Origin of the sequence: Streptomyces sp. NPDC007896, assembly GCF_042959425.1 — a bacterium.
Taxonomy (GTDB): domain Bacteria; phylum Actinomycetota; class Actinomycetes; order Streptomycetales; family Streptomycetaceae; genus Streptomyces.
In genome coordinates this window covers 1,472,965-1,499,463 of the sequence record NZ_JBIBKX010000001.1, presented here as the reverse complement: position 1 = coordinate 1,499,463, position 26,499 = coordinate 1,472,965, and the positions used below count along the sequence as shown (strand labels likewise).

The following is a 26,499-nucleotide window of genomic DNA, read 5'->3' as shown; positions in this document are numbered from 1 at the left end:
CGCCGGCCGGAACTTTCGGCGACCCGGCGGACGTCCCGTCTCAGAGAGTCCCGGGACAGAGGAATCCCCTCCGCCCCACAGGGGGAGGATGCCTCCGGACAACTGTGCCGTGCGCGCCGAGGAAAGCCGAAGAAAGAGGGAACATGCGTCACCTGATCCGGGTCGTGAACATCGCCGGTGCCGCACCGCCATCGGGCGCGTGGGGGCGGGCGGCGGTCCGGGGACGGCGCGTGGCGCGGCACCGGTGACGGCCGAGGGGCGCTACCGCGTCCTGGTCGCCGGCTACTCCGTCTCCTCGTACGGCACCTTCCTCAACATGGTGGCGCTCAACCTGTTCGTGTACGCCACCACCCACAGCGCGCTCGCCATCGGACTGTTCATGGCGGTGCGGCTGGGCGCGGGGTTCCTGGCGGGGACGGTCGCGGGGCGCGTGCAGGCCCGGTTCGGGGTCAAGCCGGTCATGCTGTGGGCCAATATCGCCCAAGCCGTTGTCATGTTCCTGCTGGTAGTGACGCCGGACGGGGGACTGCGGACCGGCGTGCTGTTCACGGTGTCCGCGGCCGTCGGGGCGTGCAGCACCGTGTTCATGGTCGCGCTGCGCAGCTCCATCCCCGACCTGGTCGGCGCGGAGCGGCGCGCCTGGGCCAACTCACTGATGGTGGGCGGGCGTTCGCTGGCGATGGTCGCGGGGTTCGCCTCGTCCGGTGTGGTGGTGCCCTGGCTCGGCTTCACCGCCGCGTTCCTGGTGGACGCGGCGAGCTTCGTGGTGTGCGCGGCGGCGGTCGCGTGGCTGCCGGGCATCGAACGCGCCCCCGAGCCCCCGCGGGCGCCCGACGAACCCCGCGAGAAGCGCGGCGTGTGGGCCGCGACGACGGCGCTGGCCACCGTGCCCGCGCTCGGCCTCATGATGTGCCTGCGCACCGTCGACGCCCTCGGCTCCTCCTCGCACAACGCGGCCCTGCCCGTCTACTCCAGCACGCTCCACCCGGACGACCCGGCCGCGTTCGTCAGCCGCTTCTGGCTGTTCTGGGCGCTGGGCAACGTCCTGGCGCAACAGGTCATCCAACGCTGGGCCACACGCTCCGGACGGGCCGTCGGCGCGCTCGGCTTCGGCCTCGGCACCATCGTCATGTCCTCCGCCTTCATCCTCGGCTTCGCCGGGTTCCCGATGGCGGCGACCGTGCTGATCGCCCTCGTCGCGGGCGCCGCGGACGGGCTCACCGAGGTGTCGTACACCTCGCATCTGCAGACCCTGCCGGAGACCCTGCGCGGCCACGCCTTCGGGCTCACGGCGACGGTCGAGAACCTCGGCTTCGGGATCGGCATGATCGGGGTGTCGGCGGCCCTCGAATCGTTCTCCGCGTTCACCGTCGTGGCCTGGTCGCACGGCCTCGCCATCATGGTCGCGGGGATCTACCTGCTCCGGTTGTACGCGGTCCACGGCGCCGGCAAGGAGGGGACGAGCGGTGCGTACGGCAGTCGTCGGGATGGCGCTGAGATTTCCGGGAGCTGACACCCCCGACGGGTACTGGCGGGACATCCGGGCGGGCGTGACGCACGTACGGCGGTTCACCGACGCCGAGCTGGCGGCGGCCGGGTTCGCCCCCGAGGAGTACGGCGCGCCCGACTTCGTGGCCGCGAGCGCCCCGCTGCCCGGCATCGACGGCTTCGACGCGGCCTTCTTCGGGATGAGCGCCCGCGAGGCCACGGTCACCGATCCGCAGCAGCGGCTGTTCCTGGAGTGCGCGCACCACGCCCTGGAGGACGCGGGGTACGCGCAGCCGCGCGCCGGGGTGCGGATCGGGGTGTGCGGGAGCACCGGCTACCGGCTGTACTCGCTCCACAGCTATCTCGCCAACAACCTTCGGGAGGAGGCGGATTCGGGGGAGTGGCAGCGGCAGAAGCAGGCGCAGGTCGGCAACTACCCCGATTTCGCGGCCCCTCGGGCGGCCCACCGGCTCGGACTGACGGGCCCGGCCCTGAACGTGGCCACGGCCTGCTCGTCGTCCCTGGTGTCCGTCCATCTCGCCTGCCAGGCCCTGCACTTCGGCGACGCGGACCTCATGGTCGTCGCCTCTGCCGCCCTGCACGTGCCCCAGGTCACCGGGCACCGGCACGTACGCGGATCGACGATCTCGCGCTCCGGGACCGTGCGCGCCTTCGACGCCGACGCGGACGGCACCGTCGGCGGCAACGGCGTCGCCGCCGTCGTCCTCAAACCGCTGGAGAGGGCGCTCGCCGACGGCGACACCGTGTACGCGGTGATCGCCGGGTCCGCCGTCACCAACGACGGCGCCGACCGGGCCGGGTTCGCCGCGCCGGGCTCCACCGGCCAGCGCGACGCCGTGCTCGGCGCGCTGCGCGCGGCCGGGGTGCCCGCCGACTCCGTCGGCTACCTGGAGGCGCACGGCACCGGCACGCTCAAGGGCGACCCGATCGAGTTCGCCGCCCTCACCGAGGCGTTCCGGCTGCACACCGACCGCACCGGCTTCTGCGCGCTGGGCTCCACGAAGTCGGCGATCGGCCACCTGGACAGCGCGGCCGGCCTTGCGGGGCTGATCAAGGCGATGCTGGTGCTGCGGCACGGGGAGATACCGCCGCTGGTGAACCACACCCGCCCCAACCCGGCCCTGGACGTGACCGGGAGCCCCTTCGTCCTGCCCACCCGCGCGCTGCCCTGGCCCGCCGAGGAGGGCCGCCCGCGCCGGGCCGGGGTGCACTCCATCGGGATGGGCGGGACGAACGCCCACGTGATCCTGGAGGAGGCGCCGACCCCGGCCCCCCGCCCGCCGGACCGTGGGCAGGCCCCCGCACTGCTGCCGCTGTCCGGCCACACCCCCGAGGCGCTCCTCGCCTCCGCACGGGCCTTCCGCGACCATCTCACCGAACACCCCGGGACCGACCCCGCCGACCTGCTCCTCACCACCGCGCTCGGGCGACGGCATCTGGAACACCGGCTGGTGGTCACCGCCGCGGCCGGCGACACGGCGGCGGCGCTGGACGCCTTCGTGCGGGGCGAGGCGGGGGCGTACGCGCACGGCGTCGCCGGGGCGGAGGCGGGCGGCGGACCGGTGTTCCTCTTCACCGGCCAGGGCAGCGGGTACGACGGGATGGGCGCGGCGCTCGCCGAGCGGTTCCCGGTGGTGGCCCGCACGTTGGAGGAGTGCGCGGGGATCCACCGGGACGAGACGGGCGAGGAGGGATTCCTCGACCGGTTGCTGGGCGGCGCCGACGGTGGTCCTGCGGAGGCAGCGCGGGCGCGGGACCCGGAAGGAGAGCGGGCCCGGGACCCGCAAGGAGCGCGGGTCTGGGACACCGCCTTCGCTCAGCCCGCGCTCTTCGCCCTCCAGGTCGCACAGGCGCGGCTGTGGCGGCGGTTCGGCGTCGAACCGGTCGCGGTGGCCGGGCACAGTGCCGGGGAGTACGCGGCCCTGTGCGTGGCCGGGGCGCTGACGCTGGAGGACGGGCTGCGGCTGGTCTGTGAACGGGGGCGGCTGATGCGCGACGGCACCCCGGCCGGGGGCATGCTCGCGGTGTTCGCCGCCGAGGACGTCGTACGGAGGCTGGTCACCGAGGTCGACGGACTCGAACTCGCCGTGGTCAACGGGCCGGGGCAGTACGTCGTGGGCGGACCGCCCGAGGCGGTGGCCGCCGCCCACGCCCGGCTCGCGGAACGCGGCACGCCCGCGGAGCCTCTGCCGGTGGACCGCGCGTTCCACACCGCCCTGCTCGACCCGGTCCTGGCGGAGTTCCGGGACGCCTGCGGAAAGATACGACTGCGGCCCACCAGGACCGAGTTCGTCAGTGGTCCGGACGGGGTCCGGCACCCGGTGGGCTGGCTGCCGGACGCCGACCACCTCGTACGGGGGACCCGGCGGCCGGTGGACTTCGCCGCCGTACTGCGCACGCTGGAGCGGACACCCGGGCGGCCGGTCCAGCTGGAGATCGGTCCCGACGCGCCCCTCACCGGGCTCGTCCGGCGCGCCCGGCCGGATACCGCCGCCGTCCCCACCCAGCGTCGCGACGACCGTGGCCTTGGCACCCTCTGGGCGGCCGTCGCCCGGCTGCACTGCGCGGGCCACCGGCTCGACTGGGCGGCTCTCCTCGACGGCTGCGACGCCCGCCGGATCCCGCTGCCGCCGTACCCCTTCCAGCACCGGTCGTACTGGACAGGACCGCCGCCCACCCCCTTGGCCGACGACCGCAAAACGGAGGACGGCATGACCGAACAGGCCGTACTGGCACGGGTGCTGGCACTCAGCGCTCGCCATCTCGGATACGCGCCGCAGGAGATCGCGGCGGAGCGGACGTTCGTCGGGCTCGGCGCGGACTCGCTCCAGCTCATAGGAATGGTGCGGCAGCTGGAGGCCGAGTTCGGGATCGAGATCGGAATGCGGGAGATCCTGGAGGAGGCGGGGACCCCACGGCTCGCGGCCCGGCTGATCGCGGAGCGGACGGGGCAGGGGGCGGCCACCGCGGGCGTCACCCCGGACGACGAGCCCGCGCATGCCACCCCCGCCGACGAGCCCGTGCACGTCACCCCAGCTGACGAGCCGGTGCACGTCACCCCCGACGACGAGCCCGTCCACGCCACCCGTGCCGAGGTCGAGGAACTCGCCCGCCAGATACGCCAACTCGCCGAGACCCAGACCAGAATGCTCGGTCAGCTCTCCGAGGCCGTGGCCCTGCTCACCGAGGGCCGCAAGGCGGTCGGAGGATGACCACGGCCCAGACCAGCCCCGAGTCGCGGGCGAGCGCCGAGGCCGTCGCCCGAACCGTCGCCGTCTCCGGACGGCTCGACGAACTCCTGACGGCGGCCCGTCACCGCACCGAGCCCCCCGCCGAGCCGCTTGCCGAGCCCCCCGCCGAGCCGCTTGCCGGGCAGCCCGCCGAGCCGCTTGCCGGGCAACCCACCGGGCAACCCCTCCACCACGAACCCAACAGCCCCCATGGCCCCCACGTCACCCTCCCCCCTGACTCCGGCATGTCCGGCACCGGTGCGAGCGAGGCCCAGCGGGCCCACGCCGACGACCTGGTCCGCCGCTTCACCGAGCGGACCCGCACGTCGAAGGAGCTGGCCCAGCGGCACCGGACGGTGCTGGCGGACAGCCGGGCCGTGGTCGGCTTCCGGCGGTCGACGAAGGAGATGCAGTACCCGATCGCGGCCCGCTCGGCGCACGGCGCCCGGCTGACGGACGTCGACGGCAACGACTACACCGACATCACCATGGGCTTCGGCGCGCTGCTGCTCGGCCACGAGCCCGCGCCGGTGACGGAGGCCGTCCGCCGGCACCTCGCCGACGGACTGCGCCTCGGACCGCGCTCCGAGGACACGGGCGTGGCCGCCGAACTGCTCGCGGAACTCACCGGCATGGAGCGGGTGGCGTTCGCGAACTCCGGCACCGAGGCCAACTCCGCCGCCCTGCGGCTCGCCCGCGCGGCCACCGGACGCGACCGCGTGGTCATGTTCCGCGGCTCCTACCACGGCCACATCGACTCGGTCCTCGGCCGCCCGGGCCCCGACGGCCGCCACGCCGTCCCCGTCTCGCGAGGCATCCCCGTGAGCGCGGTGTCCGAACTCCTCGTCCTCGAATACGGCAGCCAGGAGAGCCTGGACGTCGTCGACGAACTCGGCGACACGATCGCCGCGGTCCTCGTCGAACCGGTCCAGTGCCGCAACCCCGCCCTGCGCCCCGTCGCCTTCCTGCGCGCGCTGCGGGAGCTGACCACCCGGCGCGGAATCGTCCTCCTCTTCGACGAGATGCTCACCGGCCTGCGCCCCCACCCCCGCGGCGCCCAGCACCACTACGGCGTCGTCCCCGACCTCGCCACCTACGGCAAGGCCCTCGGCAGCGGTCACCCCATCGGCGCGATCGCGGGCCGCGCCGACCTCATGGACGGCATCGACGGCGGTTTCTGGCGGTACGGGGACGACAGCCGCCCGACGCGCGAGACGACCTTCTTCGGCGGTACGTACATCCAGCACCCCCTGTCGATGGCCGCCGCCCGCGCGGTCCTCACCCACCTCAAGGAGCGGGGCCCGGGGCTCCAGCAGACGCTGAACGCCCGCACCGACGCCCTCGCCGCCGACCTCGACGACTTCTTCAGCGCCGAGGAATTCCCCCTGGAAACAGCCCACTTCGGCTCCATGTTCCGCTTCACCCACCGCGCCGACATGGAACTGCTCTACCACCACCTCCTCCTGCGCGGGATCTACGTCTGGGAGTGGCGCTCCTTCTACCTCTCCACCGCGCACACCGACAACGACGTCGAACGGATCACGGACGCGGTGAAGGACTCACTGCGGGAGCTGCGCGCGGGCGGCCACTTCCCGACGACGGGCCGCCGCGGCCGACGTCACAGCCACGGCAACGCCTCCGAGCGGCCCGCCCCCGACTTCGGCGTCTACTTCTTCGGCGACCACCCCGACGGCGAGGACAGCGCCCAGGCCTACGAACGGCTGATCGAGACCGCACGCTTCGCCGACACCCACGACTTCAGCACGCTCTGGCTGCCCGAACGCCACTTCCACTCCTTCGGCGGCCTCTTCCCCAACCCGTCCGTCCTGGCCGCCGCGCTCGCCCGGGAGACCCGCCGCATCCGTCTGCACGCGGGCTCGGTGGTCCTCCCGCTGCACGACCCCGTGCGGATCGCCGAGGAGTGGGCGGTGGCCGACAACCTCTCCGGCGGCCGGGTCGGCATCGGCTGCGCGAGCGGCTGGCACGCGAACGACTTCGCCCTGCACCCCGACCGCTTTACCGACCGTACCGAGATCGCCTTCCGACACCTGGAGGACGTACGGCGGTTGTGGCGCGGCGAGAGCGTCGCGCGCCGTACCGGCGAAGGGCACCCCATCGACGTACGCCTGCATCCGCGACCCGTGCAGGAGCTGCCGCCGATGTATCTGGCGACGTCCGGGCGGCGTGCCTCGTACGAGGAGGCGGCCCGCCGCGACCTCGGGATCGTCACCAACCTCATGAACCAGACGGTCGAGCAGCTCGCGGCGAACATCCGCCACTACCGCCGGCTGCGCGCCGAGGGCGGCCTCGACCCCGACGCGGGCCGCGTCACCGTCCTGCTCCACACCCACCTCGCCGAGGACCATGCCGCCGCCCGGGCCGCCGCGCGCGAGCCGATGAGCCGCTATCTGCGCTCCTCCCTCCAGATGCGTTCCGCCGCCAGCGCCCTCGGCGGACGCCCCGAGGACATGGCCGACGCGAGCGAGGCCGACCTCGCCTACCTCTTCGACCGCGCCTACGACCGCTACTGCGACCAACGGGCCCTGATCGGCTCCCCGGACACCTGCGCGGCCACCGTCGACGCGCTGCGGGCCGCGGGCGTCGACGAGATCGCCGCCCTGGTCGACTTCGGACTGCCGCCGGAGGAGATGCGGGCGGGCCTGGAGCAGCTGGACGTGCTGCGCCGCCGCTACCACGAGCCCCCGACGGAGGTACGCGAACGGCGGGCTCCCGCGACCCCCGCCCAGCGCCGCCTCTGGCTCGCCGCCGCACTGATCGCCAACCCGGCCGCATACAACGAGATCCAGGGCGTACGGCTGCGGGGTCCGCTGGACGTCGAGGCGCTGCGGACCGCCGTGGACGGCCTCGTCCGCCGCCACGACGGGCTGCGGACCGCGTTCGTGGCCGGGGGAGACGGGGTCTTCCAGGTCGTAGGGGAGGACCGGGACCGGGCACGTGCGGCCCTGACCGTCGACGACGTCCGGGGCCGGGACGCCGACGAGGTGATCCGGGCCGCCCTGCGGGAGGAGAGCACCCGCGCCTACGACCTCGCGTCGGGGCCGCTGTTCACGCCCCGGCTGCTGCGGCTCGCCGACGACGACCACGCGCTGATCCTCGCCATGCACCACCTCGTCACCGACGGCCACTCCGCCGGGCTGGTCGCCGCCGACCTCGGGGAGCTCTACCGGGCGGCGGTGGAGGGGCGTGCGCCCCGGTTCGAGCGGCCCGCCGGGAGCACGCTCGACACGATCGCGGCGACCGGGGGAGCGGACGACCTGGACTGGTGGCGCGCCCACCTCGGGGACGGGCCGGGCGCGCCCGCGCTGCCCACGGACCGGCCGCGCGCCCGTACCGTCGCCGGACGGGGCGGGGCCGTGGGGCTGCGGCTCGGCCCGGAGCGGGCGGGGCGGCTGCGGGAGTGGAGCGGGCGGCAAGGGGCCACCCTGTTCGCGACGCTGCTCACCGCCTGGCGGATCGTGCTGCGCCAGTACGCCGGACAGGACGACTTCGTCATCGGGTCCACCTTCGGCCGCCGCACCCCCGAGACGCGTGACACCGTCGGCTTCCACGTCTCCCTGCTGCCGCTGCGCGGAACCCTGACCGACGGCACGACACTCACCGACGCCGTACGCGCCACCCGGGACACGCTCTTCGCCGCCGACGCCCGCCAACACGTCGACCTGGACGCCCTGTCGGCGACCCGCCACCCCGACCCGGGCAACCCGCGCCCCCTCGTCACGGTCTCCGCCGACCTCGACACCGCGCCCCTGACCGCCCTCGCCCTGCCCGGCCTGCGCGCCACCCCCCTCGACGGCGGCACCGAGTCCGCACCCCTCGAACTCGCCCTCATGGCGACCCGGCTCCCCGACGGAGACCTCGACCTGCGTCTGCGCCACGACGCCGACCTGTTCGACGAGGCGACGGCACGGGGGTACCTGGACCGTCTGGAGAGCGTGCTGGCCGGCATGACGGCGGGCGCCGCGGAGACGGTCGGCGACCTGACACCGGGTTCCGCCACCCCGGGCACCCCCGACGACGCCCACCGTCTGCGTACCCTCTGGCAGCACACCCTCGGCACCGCCGGTGATCTCGACCCGGACGCCAACTTCTTCGATCTCGGGGGGAATTCGATCGGCGCGATCAGACTGGTGAACCGGGTCCGGGACAGCTTCGGCGTGGAATACCCCTTGGCGGACTTCTTCGCCGACGCCACGCTGGGGGCGATGACCGCCCGGCTCGCGCCACCCCGGGGCGTGACCGTGGTGGACACGGCGCCCGTCAGCGACCAGCAGGCCCGCATGATCGCGGGCGTCCTGGGCATGCCCCGCCCCGAGGTGTGGAACATCCCCACCCGGATCCGTTTCACCGGCCCCCTGGACGTGGCCGCGCTGCGCACGGCGGTGGCCGGGCTGCTCGACCGCCACCACGGACTGCGGTGCCGCTTCGTACCGGGAGACGGGCAGCCGGTTCCGTCGAACGGAACGGACGACGGGACCGGCTGGCGGCAGGAGGTTCTCGACGTGCCGCCCCCGGCGCTTCCCGTCGAGGACCTCACCGGCATCGCGGCGGAGTCCGAACGGCTCGCGCGCGCGGAGGAGTTGTGCCGGGAGACCGCCGCGACGCCCATCACGGTCACCGGCTCCGTACTACCCGTACTGCCCGTCCTGCGGCTGCTGCGCGTCGCGCCCGACCGGTGGACGCTGATGTTCGTCGTGCACCACATCTGCGTCGACGGCTGGTCCCTCTCCCTCCTCCTGGACGAGCTCGCCGCGCTCTACACGGCCGCCGCCGCGGGCCGCCCGCACGGTCTGCCCGAACCGGCGGCGCAGTGCACGGACTACGCCCGCTGGCAGCGCGAGCACGCCGACCCGGCCGAGGAGGCCCGCAGGACGGCGTACTGGACCCGGTATCTGGAGGGGGTCCCGGCCGCGGTCGAGATCCCCGGCGACCGGGCCCGGCCCGCCGTGCCGAGCGGACACGGCGACACCCTGCGCGGTACCGCCTCCGGTGAACTGCGCAGAGCCGTCGAGGAGTTGGCGGCGGCCCGGCACACCACGCCCTTCGGGGTCGCGGCCACGGCGCTCGGCGTACTGGTCGCCCGCCGGTCCGGGACGCGGGACATCGTGATGGGCACGCCGTACGCGCACCGCGAGCGCAGCGCGTTCGAGTCGATGGTCGCGCTGACGTCGACCGGCGTGGTCGTCCGGGTGACGCCCGACCCGGACGAGACGCGTGGCGCCCTCGTGGAGCGCACCGGCGCCGGCGCCCTGGAGGCGACGGCCCACGTCCTGCCGACCGCGCGGATCGTGCGCGCCCTGCGCGAGAGCGGCGCCCGCGCGGTGCCCGAGCGCTTCCCGCTGACCATCGCCTTCCAGAACTCCCTGGACACGGACATCGAGATCCCCGGACTCGACGTCGAGGTCGACGACCTCGCCCCGCCCGTGTCCCGCGGTGACCTCTCCTTCGGTCTCGCCCCGCGCCGCGACCCGGCCAAGGGCTACCGCACCTTCCTGGAGTACTCCGCCGATCTGTGGGACCCCGCCACGGCTCAGGAGCTGCTCGACGACTGGCAGGCCGTCCTCGCCGAACTGTGCACTCGGCCGGACGCGCCCGTCGCTTCACTCCTCAACCCTCTCCAGCCCCTCCGAAAGGCGTGAGCGCCCATGTCCCCCACACATGACCGCAGTCACAGCGACGATCTGCTCTCCTTCGTCCGCTCCAGCCCCTCGCCCTACCACGTGGTCGCGAACGCGGCCCAGCGCCTGGAGAAGGCGGGCTTCCAGGAGCTGCGCGAGACCGACGACTGGACGGCCGGTGCCGAGGGCGGCCGGTACGTCGTCCGCGCCGGAGCGCTGCTCGCCTGGTACGTCCCCGCGGGCGCCCCGGCCCGCACCCCGTTCAGGATCGTCGGCGCCCACACCGACTCCCCGAACCTGCGGATCAAGCCCGAGCCCGACACCGGCTCCGCGGGCTGGCGGCAGATCGCCGTGGAGATCTACGGCGGGGTCCCCCACAACACCTGGCTCGACCGCGACCTCGGCGTCTCGGGCCGGCTGACACTGCGCGACGGAGCCAGCCGCCTCGTCTGTGTCGACCGGCCGCTGCTGCGCGTGCCCCAGCTCGCCATCCACCTCGACCGCGCCGTCAACGAAGGCGTCGCTCTCGACCCGCAGCTGCACATGACCCCGCTGTGGGGACTCGGCCCCGCCCGGCCCGGCGCCCTGCTCGCCCGGGTCGCCGCCGAGGCGGACACCGACGTCGCCGAGGTCCTCGGCTGGGACCTGATGCTGCACGACATCCAGCCGCCCGGCTACCTCGGCGCCGACGAGGAGTTCCTCGTCTCATCGCGTCTGGACAACCAGGTCTCCGTGCACGCGGGCGTCACCGCGCTGGTCGCCGCCGCCACCGCCGCCCGGCCGCCCGCCCACATCCCGGTGCTCGCCGCCTTCGACCACGAGGAGGTCGGCAGCGGCTCCCAGTCGGGCGCCCAGGGCCCCCTGCTGGAGCGGGTGCTCGGCCGGTCCGTCGCCGCGCGCGGCGGCAGCGCCGAGGACTTCAACCGGGCCCTGGCCGGCGCCTTCTGCGTCTCCGCCGACATGTCGCACGCCGTGCACCCCAACTACGCCGAACGCCACGACCCGGACCACCACCCCCTCCCCAACGGCGGCCCCGTCGTCAAGGTCAACGTCAACCAGCGGTACGCCACCGACGGCACCGGAGTCGCCGCCTTCGCCGCGGCCTGCGAGCGCGCCGAGGTGCCCTGGCAGCCGTTCGTCTCCCACAACGCCATGCCGTGCGGCACCTCGATCGGCCCGATCACCGCGGCCCGGCTGGGAGTCGCCACCGTCGACGTGGGCGTACCGGGGCTGTCGATGCACTCCGCGCGGGAGCTGTGCGGGGCGCAGGACCCCGGTCTGCTGGCCCGGGTCCTCACCGAGTTCGTCACCACGGGCTGAGCCCCGGCCCCTCTGTAACCGGAACCAAGACTCGGGAGCGATGTCAGCAGTGGAAGAGACCCACCTCGTCTGTCTGCCCTTCGCCGGGGCGGGCGCGTCCTTCTTCAAGCCGTGGCAGGACCGGGCGCCGGAGGGGCTGCACGTCCTGCCGGTGCAACTCCCCGGCCGCGAGGAGCGGTTCGTGGAGGAGCCCTACACGGACGCGGCGCGGGCGGCCGCCGAGGCGCACAGCCAGGTGACCCGGCAGCTCCCGGAGGGCGCGCGGGTGGCGGTGTTCGGGCACAGCCTCGGCGCGGTGCTCGGCTTCGAGCTGGCACACCGGCTGGAGGCCGAGCCCGGCGTCCGCCTCGACGCCCTCCTCGTCAGCGGCGCGCCGGGCCCGTGGAGCGGCCGCGCGGACCGGGCGAGCGGTCTGCCCGACGCGGAGTTCCTGGCCCGGGTGCGCACCTTCGCCGGATACGCGCACCCGGCCCTGGAGCACCCGGAGATGCGCGAGCTGCTGCTCCCGCTGCTGCGGGCCGACGTACGGATGCACGAGACGTACCGGCCCGCCTCCGACCGCCCGCTCGCCGCCCCGGTCCTCGCCCTGCGCGGCCGCGACGACGAGCTGGTGAGCGCGGCCGAGGCCGCCGAGTGGTCCCGCGCCACCACCGGAAAGCTCACCACGGCGGAGCTGGACGGCGGCCACATGTACCTGACGGAGAACCCGGGCGCACTCCTGCGCCTGATCGGGGCCGAACTCCGCGCCGGACGCGCTCGGTGAACCCGGTGAACCCTGTGAACCCGGTGAACCCGGTGAACCCGGTGAACCCGGTGAATCCGGTGAATCCGGTGAATCCGGTGAGCCCGGGCAGCCCCAGGCTCTCGGACAAGGTCGCCCTCGTCACCGGCGCGGCCCGCGGCATCGGCCGGGCGACCGCCGTCGCCTTCGCCCGCGAGGGCGCCGACCTGATGCTCCTGGACATCGCGGCGGACCTCCCGGGTGTGGCCTACCCGCTGGGGTCCGAGAGCCAGTTGGCGCACACGGCGGAGCTCTGCCGGGAGACGGGCGCCGCCGTCCGTACGGCCCGGGTCGACGTACGGGACCTGGCCGCGGTGCAGTCGGCGGTGAAGGAGACGACGGCCCGCTTCGGACGGCTCGACGTGCTCGTCAACAACGCCGGGATCGCCGCCCCCTCCGGCCGGGCCGCCCACGAGATCGAGGAGCACGAGTGGCAGCTGATGCTGGACGTGGACCTCTCCGGGGCCTGGCGCACGATCCGCGCGGCGGGCGCCCTGATGACCGCGCGGGGCGCCGGCTCGATCATCAACATCGCCTCCACGGCCGGGCTGGTCGGCTACCGCCACTTCGCCGGGTACGTCGCCGCCAAGCACGGCCTGATCGGCCTGACCAAGGCGGTCGCCCTCGACTACGCGCCCCGCCGGGTGCGCGTCAACGCCATCTGCCCCGGCTCGGTCCGCGACGACCCCCGTGTGGAGGGCCGGATGCTCGCCGAGATCGCCCGCGCCCTGGACGTGCCGGTCGCCGAGCACGAGCAGACCTTCGTCCAGGCCCAGCCCATGAACGCCCTCGTCGAACCGGACGACGTAGCCACCGCCGCCCTCTGGCTCGCCTCCGACGAGTCCCGCCAGGTGACCGGCACCGTCCTCACGGTCGACGGAGGCTTCTCGGCCCGCTAGGTCCTGTCCCCACGGTTGGAGACCGAACGTGACGTGTCACGCCCTCGCCGCGCGCCTTCCCGCCGCCGTCGATCCCGGGCCCCTCCTCGACGCGGCCGTACGCGGCTGGTGGCCCGAACTGCCCGAGCGGTGGCCGGTGTTGTGGAGCGACACGGTGCCCGCGCGGTTCGCCGCACACCGACTGCGGACCGAACTCCACCGGCCGCTGGACGTATCGGGCCCGGCGTTCCGCGCGGTCCTGCTGCGGTACGAGGACGGGGGCGCCCATCTGGTGCTGGTGGCGCACCACGCGCTGCTGACCCCGGGCGTGCTCCAGGACATCGCCCACGTCCTGCTCGGCCACCGCCCGGCCACCGAAGTGACCGCTCCCCTCGGCTGCGACGAGCCCCCGAAAGGCCCACACAGGCCCCGTATCGACTGGGCGACGGGCGAGGAGGGGGCCGGTGACCGGACGGGCAGGGTCACCGTCCCGGTACCGGCCGGGGCCCCTGCTGCGGCCCTGGTCCTCGCACGCTACGAGCACCGCGACCCGGGGGACGGACTACCCGCGTACGCCACGGTCCTCGCCGAGGTGGGCCCGGTGGACCCCACCTTCAGTCACAGACTCCCGTTCCAGTCGGCCCCCTTCCCCCTCACCCTCGTCCCGCGCGGGACCACCGTCGAGCTGCACCACCAGCTCCGGCACATCGACGAAGCCTCCGCCCGGGCCTTCGTCCGCCACCTCACCCACGTGCACGGTCAGCTGGGCCACCGCCCCCTCGCGGAGATCGAACTGATCCCCCGCGAAGAGGCGGAGCGCCTGCTCCCGCCGCCCGCCGGCTTCCTCGGGTCCGCTGTTCCCTCCCGTATCGACACCGCCTTCGACGCCCGCGCCGACCGCCACCCCGACGCCCCCGCCCTCACCCACGACGGCACCACGACGACGTACGGGGCACTGCGCGAGCGCGCCGAGCGCCTCGCCGCCGGACTGCGCGCCGCCGGGGTACGTCCCGGTGACCGGGTCGGCATCCGGCTGGAGCGGGGCGCCGACCTGGTGGCGACGATGCTCGCGGTGCTGAAGGCGGGCGCGGCGTACGTACCGATGGACCCGGCGCACCCCGAGGAGCGCCTCGACCGTACGGCGCGCGACGCGGGCGTACGGCTGGTCGTCCGGGACACCGCGTCCTACCTGGGCGCCGCGCGGGCCGACCGGCTGCCGCAGGGCTCCCCGCGGGATCCCGCCTACGTCATCCACACCTCCGGTTCGACCGGCCGCCCCAAGGGGGTCGTCGTCCCGCACGCCAATGTTCTCGCCCTCCTCGACGCCACCCGCGAGGACTTCGCCCTCACCGCCGACGACACCTGGACGTTCTTCCACTCCGGCGCCTTCGACTTCTCGGTGTGGGAGATCTGGGGCGCCCTGCTGACCGGCGCCCGGCTGGTGGTCGTGGACCACTGGGTGGCGCGCTCGCCGGAGGACTTCCACGCGCTGCTCGTACGGGAGTCGGTGACCGTCCTCAGCCAGACGCCGTCGGCCTTCGGGCAGTTGCGGGCGGTGGACCTCAGCGCGAAGGAACGGCTGTCGGTGCGGCTGGTGGTGCTGGGCGGGGAGGCGCTGGACACCCGGCCGCTGCTCGGCTGGTTCGACCACCACCCGGAGGACCGCTGCCGCCTCGTCAACATGTACGGGATCACGGAGACCACCGTCCACGTCACCGCGGCGACCGTCACCCGGCGCGAGGCTCTGGCGGCCTCCCGCTCGGTGGGCCGCCCGCTGCCCGGCTGGTCGGTGTTGGTGCGCGACGAGCGGGGGCGCCCGCTGCCGACGGGCGCGGCGGGGGAGATCTGGGTGGGCGGGGCCGGACTCGCCCTCGGATACCTCGGGCGGCCCGAGCTGACGGCCGAGCGGTTCGTGAACGATCCGTACGGACCTGGTCGGTGGTATCGCAGCGGTGACCTGGGGCGGCTGCGTGCCGACGGTTCACTGGAGCACCTGGGGCGGATCGACAGTCAGGTGAAGGTGCGCGGACACCGGATCGAGCCCGACGAGATCCGGGCGGTGCTGCTGGAGGACCCGGTGGTCACGGCGGCGGCGGTGGTGCTGAGCGGGGACGCCTTCGAGGACGCGGCGGGGGTGCGGATCGACGCGTATGTCGTGGCCGACGGGGACACCGGTGACGTACGCCGTCGGGCCGCCCGGCTGCTGCCCGACCACATGCTGCCGACGACCGTCACCGCCGTCCCCGCGCTGCCGCTCACCCCGAACGGCAAGCTGGACCGCGACCGTCTGGCGGCGACGGCACCCACGAGGCCCGCACCGGTGCCCGCGCCCACCGGAGACCTGGTGACGCCCCCCACGGGAGACCTGGTGACGGCCCTCGCCGGAGTCTGGGAGGAGATCCTCGGTGTCCCCGTCGGCCCGGACGACAATTTCTTCGAGCTCGGCGGGAACTCGCTCTACGCGATCCGTGTCGGCACCGCCCTGCGGGAACGCGGGCTGCCCGCGCTCCCCATGCGGCTGCTCTACACGACCCCGACGGCCCGCGCCCTCGCCGAGGCGCTGGGACATGTTTGAAGGCCCCCCACAACCGTGAAGGGCCTTCTCATGTGCGCCGCCAGGGACTCGAACCCCGGACCCGCTGATTAAGAGTCAGCTGCTCTAACCAACTGAGCTAGCGGCGCATGACTCCCGCCTCCCGCTCTCGCGGTCGGCGACAAAAGAAATACTACCTGGTCCGGACGGGTGCTTCCGACCACCCAGGGCCTGATCCAAAAGTGCAGGTCCTAGATGGCCAGGGAGAGCAGGACGGGGGTGGCGCCGCGGTTGAGGGTGTCGGCGGCGCGGCGCAGGCGGTGGGCGTGTTCGATCGGGAGGGAGAGGGCGAGGCAGCCGACCGAGGAGCCCGCGGTGATGGGGACGGCCGCGCAGACCGTGCCGATCGCGTACTCCTGGAGGTCGAGCACCGGCACCGTGGCCGGCTGGGCGTCGAGCCGGGACAGCAGCAGCCGCTCGTTGGTGATGGTCCGCGAGGTGAGGCGGGCCATCTTGTGGCGGGAGAGATGGTCACGCCGGGCGTTCAGGTCGAGCTGGCCGAGGAGGCTCTTGCCGACCGCGCTGGCGTGGGCCGAGGAACGGAAGTCCACCCATTCGTTGACCGCGGGGGTCGCGGGACCCTCGGCGCACTGGGTGACGTGCACCTCGCCGTCGATGTAGCGGCTGATGTAGATCGCGGCGCCGACCGAGTCGCGCAGCCGGTCGATGGTCTGCTGGAGTTTCTCGCGCAGCGCCTGGTCGCGACTGCGGGCGGAGCCCAGCCGGCCGAGGGCGGCGCCGGCGACGTACGCGCCGTCGACGACCTGCTCGACGTACCCCTCCCGGCGCAGCATCCGCAGCAGTACGGTCAGGCGCTCCGCGCCGAGGCCCGTCTGGCGGGCCAGCTCGACGTCGGTGACACCGCCGGAGTGCCGGGCCACCGTCTCCAGGACGCGCAGGGCGTCCTGGGCCGAGTGGTACGGCGCGGTCGGCTCGTTCATCAGCGCCACGGTTTCCCCCTGCGCTTTTTGGGCCATCGATCCGGACAGCTGAGCTCCTCCACGATAACTGTCAAACGCTCGGTGGGGAGGGGCTGTTGGCGAGAAAGTCGGCGCGCTCCGGTTCGCCCAACAGGAGTGCGACACTCTGGCATATGCCGAGGTCATGGCTCAGTGGGCATGCCACGCGGTCCGGACCTCACACCTTGTCGCGTTCACTTTTTGTAGTCACAGGATCGCGCTGAGGAATTCCCGGGTCCTTTCGTGCTCCGGATCGGTGAAGATCCGGTCGGGCGAACCGGACTCGATGACATGGCCAGAATCGAACATCAGCACCTGGTCCGAGATGTCACGGGCGAAATTCATCTCGTGGGTCACACAGAGCATGGTGATGTCGGTGGTGCGGGCGATGTCGCGGAGGACGTCGAGGACGCCCGTGACCAGCTCGGGGTCGAGCGCGGACGTCACCTCGTCCAGGAGCAGCACCTGGGGCCGCATCGCCAGTGCCCGTGCGATCGCCACCCGCTGCTGCTGTCCGCCGGACAACTGACTCGGGTAGGCGTCGCACTTGTCCGCGAGGCCCACCATCTCCAGCAGCTCCCGGGCCCGCGCCTCGGCCTCGTCCCCGGACAGCCCGAGGACGGTGACCGGTGCCTCGGTGATGTTGCGGAGCACCTTCATGTTCGGGAAGAGGTTGAACTGCTGGAAGACCATCCCGATCTTCTTGCGGACCTCCCGGATCTGCTTCTCGGGGGCCGGGTGGAGCCGCTCACCGGCGACCGTGATCGTGCCCTCGTCGGGCTTGGCCAAGGTCATCAGCAAGCGCAGGATCGTCGTCTTGCCGGAGCCGGACGGACCGATCAGCGTGACGTGCTTGCCGGAGTCGACGCGGAAGTCGAGGCCGTCGAGGACGGTGTTGTCCCCGAAGCGCTTGGTGACCTTGTCGAAACGGATCAGCTCGCCGCCGTCCACCGGCGGATTGGTGTGCGCGTCGGGGTCTTTCATCAGGGGGGTGTCAGCGGACAAGACGTCGCTCCAGGGCTCGCAGAAGGAGGGAAGCGGGATAGGAAATGAGGATGAAGGCCACGCCGATGACCGTGAGCGGCTCGGTGAACTGGAAGTGCTCCTGCGAGTACAGCCGCGCCTCGCCGAGCATCTCCAGCACGGTGATCGCCATCAGCATCGGGGTGTCCTTGAGCATCGAGATGACGTAGTTGCCGAGCGCGGGCACCACCCGGCGGATCGCCTGCGGCAGGATCACCGCGGTCCAGGTGCGCCGCAGCGGCAGGTTGAGCGCCGTGGCCGCTTCCCACTGGCCGACCGGCACGCCCTCGATGCCGGCCCGGTAGACCTGCATCGTGTACGTCGAGTAGTGCAGCCCGATCGCGACGACACCGGTGGTCAGCGCGGAGAACGTGACGTTCCACTCGGGCAGCACGTAGAAGAGGAAGAACAGCTGCACCAGCAGCGGGGTGTTGCGGATGAACTCCGTGACGACCCCGACCGGCCAGCGCACCCAGCGCGTCGGCGTGCGCATCAGCAGGGCCCACACCAGACCCAGGGCGAAGGAGATCACCGAGCCGAGGGCCAGCGCCTGCAGGGTGACCAGCAGTCCGTCCCAGAAGTGCGGCATGAAGTCGCGCACCGCGCCCCAGTCCCAGTTCATGCGGCACCTCCCGTCGCACCGACGCCGGTGGCTTCCGCGCGCCGAAAGGTGCTCGTGGCGGGCTGGGGAGCCTTGCCGATCCCGGCCTTCAGCCGCCGCTCCAGCGCGCGCATCAGCCGGGTGATCACGAAGGCGATCGCGAAGTAGATCAGCAGGACGTACGCGTAGATCTCCGCGCTCTGCTGGAGCGCGAGCCGCACGAGGTTGCCGCTGAAAGCCAGATCACCCATGCCCATGATCGACACCAGGGCCGTGCCCTTGAGCAGCTCGACCAGCAGGTTGCAGAAGGAGGGGATCATCTCGGGCACCGCCTGCGGCAGCAGGATCAGGCGCATCCGCTGCCAGGGCGTGAAGCTGAGCGCGATGCCGCCCTCGCGCTGGGCGGGATCGACGGCGTTCAGGGCGCCGCGCACGATCTCACTGCCGTACGCCCCGTAGGTCAGCCCCAGGGCCAGCGTGCCCGCCCACATCGGGACGAGCTGCCAGCCGAACGCGAGCGGCAGCACGAAGTACACCCAGAAGATCATGATCAGTGCGGAGGTGCCGCGGAACACCTCGGTGTAGAAGCCCGCGAGGAAGCGGACGATCCACCGCCGCGAGGTGCGTGCGACACCGACGGCGAACGACACGGCCCCGGCCACCAGCGAGCCGAGGAACAGCAGCTGGACGGTGACCCAGACGCCTTTGAGTACGAGTTCCCAGAGTCCCGAGGTCATCCGCGGCAGAGCTCCTTCGCGGTCATGTCGGTCATCTCGGCCCGGGTGAACCCGAAGGGCCGCAGGATGCGGAACAACTCCCCGCTGGCCTTCAGCTTCTTCAGTTCCACGTTGAAGGCGTCGCGCAGCCGCGTCTCGGCGGAACGGAACGCGAAGCCGCCGCCGTCGATGTGCGGCTTGCCTTTCACCAGGGGCGCGAACGGCTTCGTGCTCTCGGCCTTGCGGGACTTCTTGACGACCTCGCGGCTGGCCAGCGCGGTCCCGGCGAAGACGTCGGCGCGCCCCGCCTCGACGGCGTTCAGTCCGGCCACCTGATCCGGCACGATCAGGATGTCGCTCTCCTTGTACCCGGCCTCGATGGCGAACTGGATGTCCGCATAACCCGTGCCCGTCGCGAACCTGGCCTTCTTCGCGACGACGTCCTTGTAGTCGTGCAGCCCCTTCGGATTGCCCTTGCGCACGACGAACGCGTCCAGCATCTGATAGTCCGGGTCGGCGAAGATGACCTGCTGACAGCGCTCCGGGTTGATGTACATCCCCGCGGACACGACATCGAACTGCTGTGAGTTCAGGCCAGGGATGAGCGAGCCGAACTCGGTCGGCACGGGCTGCACCCGGTCGACGCCCAGCCGCTTGAAGACGACCTTGGCGAGTTCGGGCGCCTCGCCCGTCAGCTCGCCGTTCTTGTCGATGTAGCCGAACGGGATCTCACCGGCTATGCCCAGCCGTACGACGCCCTGCGCCTTGAGCCGGCCGAGGAGATCACCGCCGTTGTCGGACGCGGTGGCGACCCGGGTGCAGCCGGCGGCGCCCAGCGCGCCGACGGCACCGAGCGCGGAGACACCCGCGAGCAGCGACCGCCGACTCGGACTTCGTTTCTCCGCGTCGGTCCCGTCATTCCCGTCATTCCTGAGTGGTGGAGCCATGGCCGCGCGGCTACCCGAGAGCATGCGAAGTATTCGGATCGATTTCGGCCCCGTACGACGGCGAGTGACGTCGAGGCGCCCTTGACTCCGGGGAGACCATGGAATGCATGGCTGATCGATTCATCGAGGTCTCGCTGGTCAAGCGAGGAATCCACTGCACGGCGAAACTGCTGGACGACCGGGCGCCGATCACCTGCGCGGCGGTGTGGGACGCGCTTCCCCTGGGCGGCGACGTCTACCACGCGAAGTACGCACGCAATGAGATCTACGCCCTTTTCCCGCCTTTCGCGAAATCGGAGCCACCACTGGAAAATCCGACAGTTACGCCTATTCCTGGAGACCTCTGTTATTTCGCCTTCGCGGGCACGGAACTGGGCACCAAGGCCTACGGCTACGACACCGACGTACGCCCCGGCACCACGGTCGTCGACCTCGCCCTCTTCTACGAACGCAACAACCTGCTGCTCAACGGGGACGTGGGCTGGGTCCCGGGCATCGTCTGGGGCCAGGTGACCGAGGGCCTGGAGGCGATGGCCGAGGCCTGCAACGACCTCTGGCGCTCGGGCGCCCAGGGCGAGACGCTCAGCTTCCGTAGGGCGTAGGGCGTAGGGCGTAGGGCCGCGGGGCCGTGGGGCTCAGGGGCGTCCCTGGAACCCCGGCGGCGGAGCCACCCCCGCGGCGCCCGTCTCGTACAGGACGTGTGCCGTGCGCAGGACGAGGTCGTCGCGGTGGCGGGCGGCGACGATCTGCAGGCCTACCGGGAGACCGTCGCCGTCCGTGCCGACCGGGACGCTCGCGGCGGGCTGCTGGGTCATGTTGAAGGGGTACGTGAACGGGGTCCACCCCGTCCAGCGGCGGTGGCCGGAGCCCGGCGGCACCTCCACCCCCGCCGCGAACGCCGTCAGCGGCAGGGTCGGCGTCACCAGCACGTCGTACGACTCGTGGAAGCGCCCCATCCGCCGCCCGAGCTCCATCCGGACGTCCACCGCGGCCAGGTAGTCCAGCGCGCTGGACCGGGCGCCCCGCGCGCAGATCTCCCGCAGCCCCGGGTCCAGGGACTCCCGCTGCCGTGGCCCGAGCCGCTGGGTCACCCGGGCCGCACCGCCGAACCACAGGACGTGGAAGGCCTCCACCGGGTCGGTGAGATCGGGGTCGGCCTCGGTGACGTACGCGCCGAGCCCCGCGAGCCGCTCCACCGCCCGCCGCACCGCCGCCGCGACGGCCGGCTGGACCGCGACCTGCCCGCCGAGGGACGGCGAGTACGCGACCCGCAGCCCGCGCACATCACCCTCAAGGGCCTCGACGAACGACCCGTCCACCGACCCGAGTGCCGACCAGTCACGGGCGTCCGGCCCGCTGATCACGTCCATCATCAGCGCCGCGTCGGCCGCGTCCCGTGTCATCGGCCCCACGTGCGAGAGCGTCCCGAACGCGCTCGCGGGGTACAGCGGCACCCTCCCGTACGTCGGCTTCAGACCGAAGATCCCGCAGAACGCGGCCGGGATGCGCACACTGCCGCCCCCGTCCGTGCCCAGCGCCAGCGGACCCGCCCCGAGTGCGACGGCCGCCGCGCTGCCGCCGCTGGAGCCGCCCGCCGTGCGCGTGACGTCGTACGGATTGCGGGTGACCCCCGACAGCGGCGAATCCGTGACGCCCTTCCAGCCGAACTCGGGTGTCGTCGTCTTCCCGAGGAACACCGCCCCGTGCTCGCGCAGCCGGGCGACGGACGGCGCGTCCTCGTCCCAACTCCCCTGGGGATCAACCGTCCTGGAGCCGCGCAGGGTCGGTCCGCCACGCAGCAGCAGGATGTCCTTGACGGAGACCGGTACCCCGTCCAGCAGCCCGGCCGGCTCACCCCGCCGCCAGCGGTCCGCGGACCGCGCCGCCCGCGCGAGGGCCGCGTCCGCGTCGATACGCACGAACGCGTTCACGGCCCGCTGGATCTCCACGGCCCTGCGCAACGCCGCCCGCGTGGCGTCCACGGGGCTGAACTCGCCCTTGCGGTAGCCGTCGAGGAGTTGTACCGCGGTCAGCTCGACGAGTTCCGGCATCGGCCCCTCCAGAGGAAGTCGAGGAAGTCTCAGTGTCCCGGTACGTATCCGCGCTTCTTGTCGACCACGTTCGGCAGCGGTCTGCCCGCCTCCCAGCGCTCGTACATCTCCACGAACTGTGCCCCGAGTTCGTCCCGCCAGCCGACCGTGTCCCCGCTCATGTGCGGCGACACGATCAGCCCGGGGACACCCCACAGCGGGCTGTCCGGGCCGAGCGGCTCGTCCTGGAAGACATCAAGGGCCGCGCCCGCGATCCACCGCTTCGACAGCGCCTCGGCGAGCGCGTCCTCGACGACCAACTGCCCCCGGCCGACGTTGATGAAGCGCGCCGAGGGCTGCATCATCCCGAAGCGCCGCGCGTCGAACATGCCGTACGTGGCCTCCGTGAGCGGCGCCGCCGACACCACCCAGTCGGCGCGCGCCATCAGCCGGTCGAGCTCCTCGGGCCCGTGGATCCCGGTGCGCGCGGTACGCCCCACCAGGGCCGTCGTCACCTCAAGCGCCTTGAGCGTCTTGACGATCGTCCGCCCGATCGGCCCGGAACCGACCACACACGCGCGCGTGCCCGCCACCCGCTGCGACTCCCGGTGCCGCCACTCCCGCTGCCGCTGCAGGTCCCACGTCCTCGGCAGGTCCTTGGCCATCGCGAGGACCAGCGCGGCGACGTACTCGGCGATCGGCCGGTCGAAGATCCCGCGCGCGTTGGTCACCACCGTGTCGGACGCGGCGAGTTCGGGACACATGAGGTGGTCGACGCCCGCGCTCGCCGTGTGCACCCAGCGCGGCCGGGGACCCTCGCCGGGCCAGGCGCGGCGCACCGCGTGCGAGGTGAAGTCCCAGACCAGCAGTACGTCCGCGCGCGGCAGCCGCTCGGCCAGCGTCGACTCGTCGGCGTGCTCGATCCGCACCCGGCCGGTGAGTCTGCCGAGGCGCGGGAGCGGCTCGGCGTCCAGGACGAGGAGGGTGGTGCGGGACCCGGCGCCGGACCCGGATGCCGGGGCCGACGCGGATACGGGGCGGGGCGGGCGAGGGAAACCGTTTCGCAATGCGAGTCCGCTTTCCTGAGAGTTCCGAGAGTTCGGAGAGTCCCGAAGGGTTTCGGAGGCTTCCTGAGTTCCTGAGTTCCTGAGTTCCGGAGAGGACGAACCCGCGGGGCGGGTGGGGGTGGCCGGAGCCGTCTGAGATGCGCGGATTGACCACGCTCGCACCCGAACCTACCTTCGTCAACACGGACGCACACACGGTCCGTTGCCCCTTCGTCTCCCTTCGTGAGGCCGGTGCTGCCATGGACGTCTCCTTTCTCGGCGGCCCCCGCCCACAGCGCGGGATCGGCGTCGTCGCCCCCTTCGACTTCGCCCTCGACCGCGAGCTGTGGCGCTGGGTCCCCGACGACGTCTCCCTGCATCTGACCCGCACCCCGTTCGTGCCGGTCGAGGTGAGCCTGGACCTGGCCCGCCTGGTCTCCGAGCACGAGACGCTCGGCGACGCGGTCCGCGCGCTGAACGCGGTCGCGCCCGAGGTCGTGGCGTACGCGTGCACCTCCGGAAGCTTCGTCGGCGGGGTCGCGGGCGAGCGGGCGATGTGCGAGGCGATGACGCGGGCGGGGGAGGTGGCGTCGCTGACCACCTCCGGCGCACTGCTGGAGGCGCTCACCGAGCTGGCCGCCCACCGCATCGCTCTCGTCACCCCCTACACGGTCTCGGTGACCCAGTCCCTGGAGGAGTACCTCGCCGAGGCGGGCGTCCATGTCACCGGGCGTGCCTTCATGGGCCTGACCAGGCACATCTGGAAAGTTCCGTACCGTGATGTGGTCGACATGGCCCGACGCGCGGTGCGGGGCGAAGGGGCCGACGCCCTCTTCATCAGCTGCACCAACCTGCCGACGTACGACGTCATCCCCCAGCTGGAGGCGGAACTGCGCGTACCGGTGATCTCGGCCAACCAGGTGACGATGTGGGCGGCACTGCGTCACCTGGGTACCCGGGCGGTGGGCCCCTATCAGCGGCTGATCGATCAGTCCGCGCGCGGGGGACCTGTACTGCCGGAAGAACAGGAAGGTTGGGCATGACCGCACTCGGATTCCTCTACCCGGGCCACTCGGCCGAGGACGACTACCCGCGTATCGAACAGCTCCTGGGCAGCGACGTCCGCCTGCAGCTGGTCCACACGGACATCGGGGAGGACGCCCACCGGATCGACGCGCTGCGCGAGATGGGCTCGCCGGCCCGGCTCTCGGCGGGCGTCGAGGAGTTGCGGCTGTCCGGCGCGGAGGCCGTGGTCTGGGCGTGCACCAGCGGCAGCTTCGTGTACGGCTGGGAGGGCGCCCACGAGCAGGTGCGCGCCCTGGCCCGGGCCGCCGGGCTGCCGGCCTCCTCCACGTCCTTCGCGTTCGCGCACGCCGTCCGGGAGATCGGGGCCCGGAGGGTCGCGATCGCGGCGACCTATCCGCAGGACGTGGCGGACCTCTTCGCCGGGTTCCTTCGGGAGGCGGGGGTGGAGGTCGTGTCGAGCAGGGCCTCAGGGATCATCACGGCGGCGGAGGTCGGGACCTGGGGCGAGGCGGAGGTCCTCGCGCTCGCCCGGGCCGGCGACCACCCCGACGCGGACGCCGTCCTTGTCCCCGACACGGCCCTCCATACGGCGGCGCACCTGCCGGCCCTGGAGAAGGACCTCTCCAAGCCGGTCCTCACCGCCAACCAGGTCACGGTCTGGGAGGCCCTACGCCTCGCCGACCGCAAGGTGAACGCCCCCACCCTGGGCACCCTCTTCACAAAGGAGCCCATCATCCAGGTGTGACGCCCCCGGGGTGTCCACTTCGTCTGCGGCCGGGTGGGGTCCGTCCGCGCAGTTCCCCGCGCCCCTGGAAGCCTGGGGCGCCGGGGCGTAGCCCCGTGCCCCAGGGGCGCGGGGAACTGCGCGCCAAGCCCCCACCGGCCCGCAGCCGAAGAAGCCACCTCGGGGGTCTGGGGGCGGAGCCCCCAGGTTGAGGATGGGACGGGTAGGGGCGGCGGGGGCGAGAGACTCTCCGCGCGTACCGGGGCGCGGTGCCGGGAATAAGCGGGGACTGTCTCCTGTTGGCGACCGGAGGACAGCAACACGTACGCAACAGGAGGCACCCCGGTGGACGAAACGGACGAGATCCGAGGCACCGCGCAAGGCACCGCGCCCGTACCCCTCTCCGTACTGGACCTGGTCACCGTGGGCGCAGGCCGCACCGCGACCGACGCCCTGCGCACCAGCGTCGCCATCTCCCGCCTCGCAGAGTCCCGCGGCTTCCACCGCTACTGGGTCGCCGAACACCACTCCATGCCGGGCGTGGCCTCCTCCTCACCCGCGGTGATCCTCGCCCACCTCGCCGCCCACACGACCCGCATCCGCCTCGGCTCGGGCGGCGTCATGCTCCCGAACCACGCCCCCCTGGTGATCGCGGAGCAGTTCGGCACGCTGGAAGCCATGGCCCCGGGCCGAGTGGACCTGGGCCTGGGCCGAGCCCCCGGCACCGACGGCGCCACCGCCGCCGCCCTCCGCCGCACCGACCGCCTGAACGAGGGCGCCGACGACTTCCCCGAGCAGCTCGCGGAGCTGACCCGCTTCCTGGACGACGACTTCCCGGCCGGCCACCGCTACGCCCGCATCCACGCGGTCCCGGGCCCCGTCCAGTCGACCTCCCCGGGCGGCGTACAGTCCCCGCACCGCCCCCCGATCTGGCTCCTCGGCTCCTCCGGCTTCAGCGCCCGCCTGGCCGGAGTCCTCGGCCTCCCCTTCGCCTTCGCGCACCACTTCTCGGCCCAGAACACGATCCCGGCGCTGGACCTCTACCGCGAGTCCTTCCGGCCGAGCGCCGTGCTGGACGCCCCGTACGCCCTGATCGGCGTCTCCGCCCTCGCCACGGACGACGAGAAGGAGGCCCGCCGCCAGGTCAGGGCCGCGGCCCTGAACATGGTCCGTCTGCGCACCGGCCGCCCGGGTCTCGTCCCGACCCCCGAGGAGGCGGAGGCGTACGACTTCAGCCCGATGGAACGTGAGTTCGTCGACTCCTGGAACGCCAACGTCATCCACGGCACCGCGGACGAGGTCCGCGCCGGCCTCGACGACCTCCACAAGCGCACCGGCGCCGACGAGCTGATGCTCACGGGCAACGCCCACGGCGGCGACGTACGCCTGCGCTCGTACGAACTGATCGCGGACGCGTACGGGCTGCCGAACGCGGACTAGCGCCCGTTCGCCGTCGAGCTCTCTGTCAGAAGCTCTCTGT

The 26,499-nt window shown here is 72.8% G+C and carries 18 protein-coding genes and 1 tRNA gene; 11 read left to right on the top strand and 8 right to left on the bottom strand.

The annotated features are described in order from the left end of the window. The first annotated feature begins 316 nt into the window (after nt 1–316). The 7 genes from ACFZDJ_RS06645 to ACFZDJ_RS06615 all read left to right on the top strand — a co-directional run bounded on the left by ACFZDJ_RS06645 (nt 317) and on the right by ACFZDJ_RS06615 (nt 15,929). Nucleotides 317–1,513, top strand: coding sequence for an MFS transporter (locus ACFZDJ_RS06645; RefSeq protein ID WP_391056891.1), 1,197 nt, complete (start codon nt 317–319; stop codon nt 1,511–1,513). After that, nucleotides 1,467–4,721 carry a beta-ketoacyl synthase N-terminal-like domain-containing protein gene (locus tag ACFZDJ_RS06640; protein ID WP_391056556.1) on the top strand — a complete coding sequence of 1,085 codons (3,255 nt, stop codon included), beginning with the start codon at nt 1,467–1,469 and terminating at the stop codon, nt 4,719–4,721. Before ACFZDJ_RS06645 ends, ACFZDJ_RS06640 begins: the two co-directional genes overlap by 47 nt. Continuing rightward, nucleotides 4,718–10,396, top strand: a complete 5,679-nt coding sequence (locus tag ACFZDJ_RS06635; RefSeq protein ID WP_391056553.1) for a MupA/Atu3671 family FMN-dependent luciferase-like monooxygenase — start codon at nt 4,718–4,720, stop codon at nt 10,394–10,396. Before ACFZDJ_RS06640 ends, ACFZDJ_RS06635 begins: the two co-directional genes overlap by 4 nt. A 6-nt stretch (nt 10,397–10,402) precedes the next feature. Next, nucleotides 10,403–11,695, top strand: a complete 1,293-nt coding sequence (locus ACFZDJ_RS06630) for a M18 family aminopeptidase (protein WP_168508860.1) — start codon at nt 10,403–10,405, stop codon at nt 11,693–11,695. A 40-nt stretch (nt 11,696–11,735) separates the two neighbouring features. Next, nucleotides 11,736–12,458 carry an alpha/beta fold hydrolase gene (locus ACFZDJ_RS06625; RefSeq protein WP_391056551.1) on the top strand — a complete coding sequence of 241 codons (723 nt, stop codon included), beginning with the start codon at nt 11,736–11,738 and terminating at the stop codon, nt 12,456–12,458. 68 nt (nt 12,459–12,526) lie between these two features. Further along, on the top strand, nt 12,527–13,375 hold the full coding sequence (locus tag ACFZDJ_RS06620; protein ID WP_391056888.1) for an SDR family oxidoreductase: 849 nt from the start codon (nt 12,527–12,529) through the stop codon (nt 13,373–13,375). Between the two features lie 28 nt (nt 13,376–13,403). Then, nucleotides 13,404–15,929: an amino acid adenylation domain-containing protein gene (locus ACFZDJ_RS06615; RefSeq protein WP_391056548.1), complete on the top strand. Its 2,526-nt coding sequence runs from the start codon at nt 13,404–13,406 to the stop codon at nt 15,927–15,929. Between the two features lie 33 nt (nt 15,930–15,962). Here the strand turns inward: ACFZDJ_RS06615 and ACFZDJ_RS06610 are convergent. The 6 genes from ACFZDJ_RS06610 to ehuB form a co-directional block, all read right to left on the bottom strand. Next, nucleotides 15,963–16,036: transfer RNA gene (locus ACFZDJ_RS06610), tRNA-Lys, on the bottom strand. Between the two features lie 102 nt (nt 16,037–16,138). Continuing rightward, the gene (locus ACFZDJ_RS06605) at nt 16,139–16,897 is read right to left on the bottom strand and encodes an IclR family transcriptional regulator (protein ID WP_384911192.1); all 759 of its coding nucleotides are present in this window, start codon (nt 16,895–16,897) and stop codon (nt 16,139–16,141) included. A gap of 216 nt (nt 16,898–17,113) precedes the next feature. After that, nucleotides 17,114–17,890, bottom strand: coding sequence for an ectoine/hydroxyectoine ABC transporter ATP-binding protein EhuA (gene ehuA, locus ACFZDJ_RS06600; RefSeq protein WP_391056885.1), 777 nt, complete (start codon nt 17,888–17,890; stop codon nt 17,114–17,116). 10 nt (nt 17,891–17,900) lie between these two features. Continuing rightward, the gene (gene ehuD / locus ACFZDJ_RS06595; RefSeq protein ID WP_391056546.1) at nt 17,901–18,551 is read right to left on the bottom strand and encodes an ectoine/hydroxyectoine ABC transporter permease subunit EhuD; all 651 of its coding nucleotides are present in this window, start codon (nt 18,549–18,551) and stop codon (nt 17,901–17,903) included. Next, a complete protein-coding gene (gene ehuC, locus ACFZDJ_RS06590; RefSeq protein ID WP_390926963.1) occupies nt 18,548–19,267 on the bottom strand; it encodes an ectoine/hydroxyectoine ABC transporter permease subunit EhuC in 720 nt (239 codons plus the stop codon). The genes ehuD and ehuC overlap by 4 nt, the downstream gene beginning before the upstream one ends. Then, a complete protein-coding gene (gene ehuB, locus ACFZDJ_RS06585) occupies nt 19,264–20,193 on the bottom strand; it encodes an ectoine/hydroxyectoine ABC transporter substrate-binding protein EhuB (RefSeq protein ID WP_391056543.1) in 930 nt (309 codons plus the stop codon). Before ehuB ends, ehuC begins: the two co-directional genes overlap by 4 nt. 107 nt (nt 20,194–20,300) lie before the next feature. Here ehuB and ACFZDJ_RS06580 point away from each other — a divergent pair, with 107 nt between their 5' ends. Then, the gene (locus ACFZDJ_RS06580; RefSeq protein ID WP_384911207.1) at nt 20,301–20,795 is read left to right on the top strand and encodes a DUF3830 family protein; all 495 of its coding nucleotides are present in this window, start codon (nt 20,301–20,303) and stop codon (nt 20,793–20,795) included. A gap of 33 nt (nt 20,796–20,828) precedes the next feature. On the opposite strand, the gene ACFZDJ_RS06575 is transcribed toward ACFZDJ_RS06580, so the two are convergent. Both ACFZDJ_RS06575 and ACFZDJ_RS06570 read right to left on the bottom strand, forming a co-directional pair. Further along, entirely contained in the window at nt 20,829–22,244 is a 1,416-nt protein-coding gene (locus ACFZDJ_RS06575; protein WP_391056540.1) for an amidase, read from the bottom strand. Between the two features lie 29 nt (nt 22,245–22,273). Continuing rightward, complete coding sequence (locus tag ACFZDJ_RS06570) at nt 22,274–23,197, bottom strand: D-2-hydroxyacid dehydrogenase (protein WP_217566777.1); 924 nt, start codon at nt 23,195–23,197, stop codon at nt 22,274–22,276. 332 nt (nt 23,198–23,529) lie between these two features. Here ACFZDJ_RS06570 and ACFZDJ_RS06565 point away from each other — a divergent pair, with 332 nt between their 5' ends. From ACFZDJ_RS06565 to ACFZDJ_RS06555, 3 genes are all read left to right on the top strand, one after another. Further along, on the top strand, nt 23,530–24,312 hold the full coding sequence (locus ACFZDJ_RS06565) for an aspartate/glutamate racemase family protein (RefSeq protein ID WP_384911248.1): 783 nt from the start codon (nt 23,530–23,532) through the stop codon (nt 24,310–24,312). Then, nucleotides 24,309–25,040 (top strand): decarboxylase, encoded by a 732-nt coding sequence (locus ACFZDJ_RS06560; protein WP_390926969.1) that lies wholly within the window; start codon nt 24,309–24,311, stop codon nt 25,038–25,040. The genes ACFZDJ_RS06565 and ACFZDJ_RS06560 overlap by 4 nt, the downstream gene beginning before the upstream one ends. 324 nt (nt 25,041–25,364) lie before the next feature. Further along, nucleotides 25,365–26,459 carry an MsnO8 family LLM class oxidoreductase gene (locus ACFZDJ_RS06555; protein ID WP_391056537.1) on the top strand — a complete coding sequence of 365 codons (1,095 nt, stop codon included), beginning with the start codon at nt 25,365–25,367 and terminating at the stop codon, nt 26,457–26,459. Nucleotides 26,460–26,499: the final 40 nt, after the last annotated feature.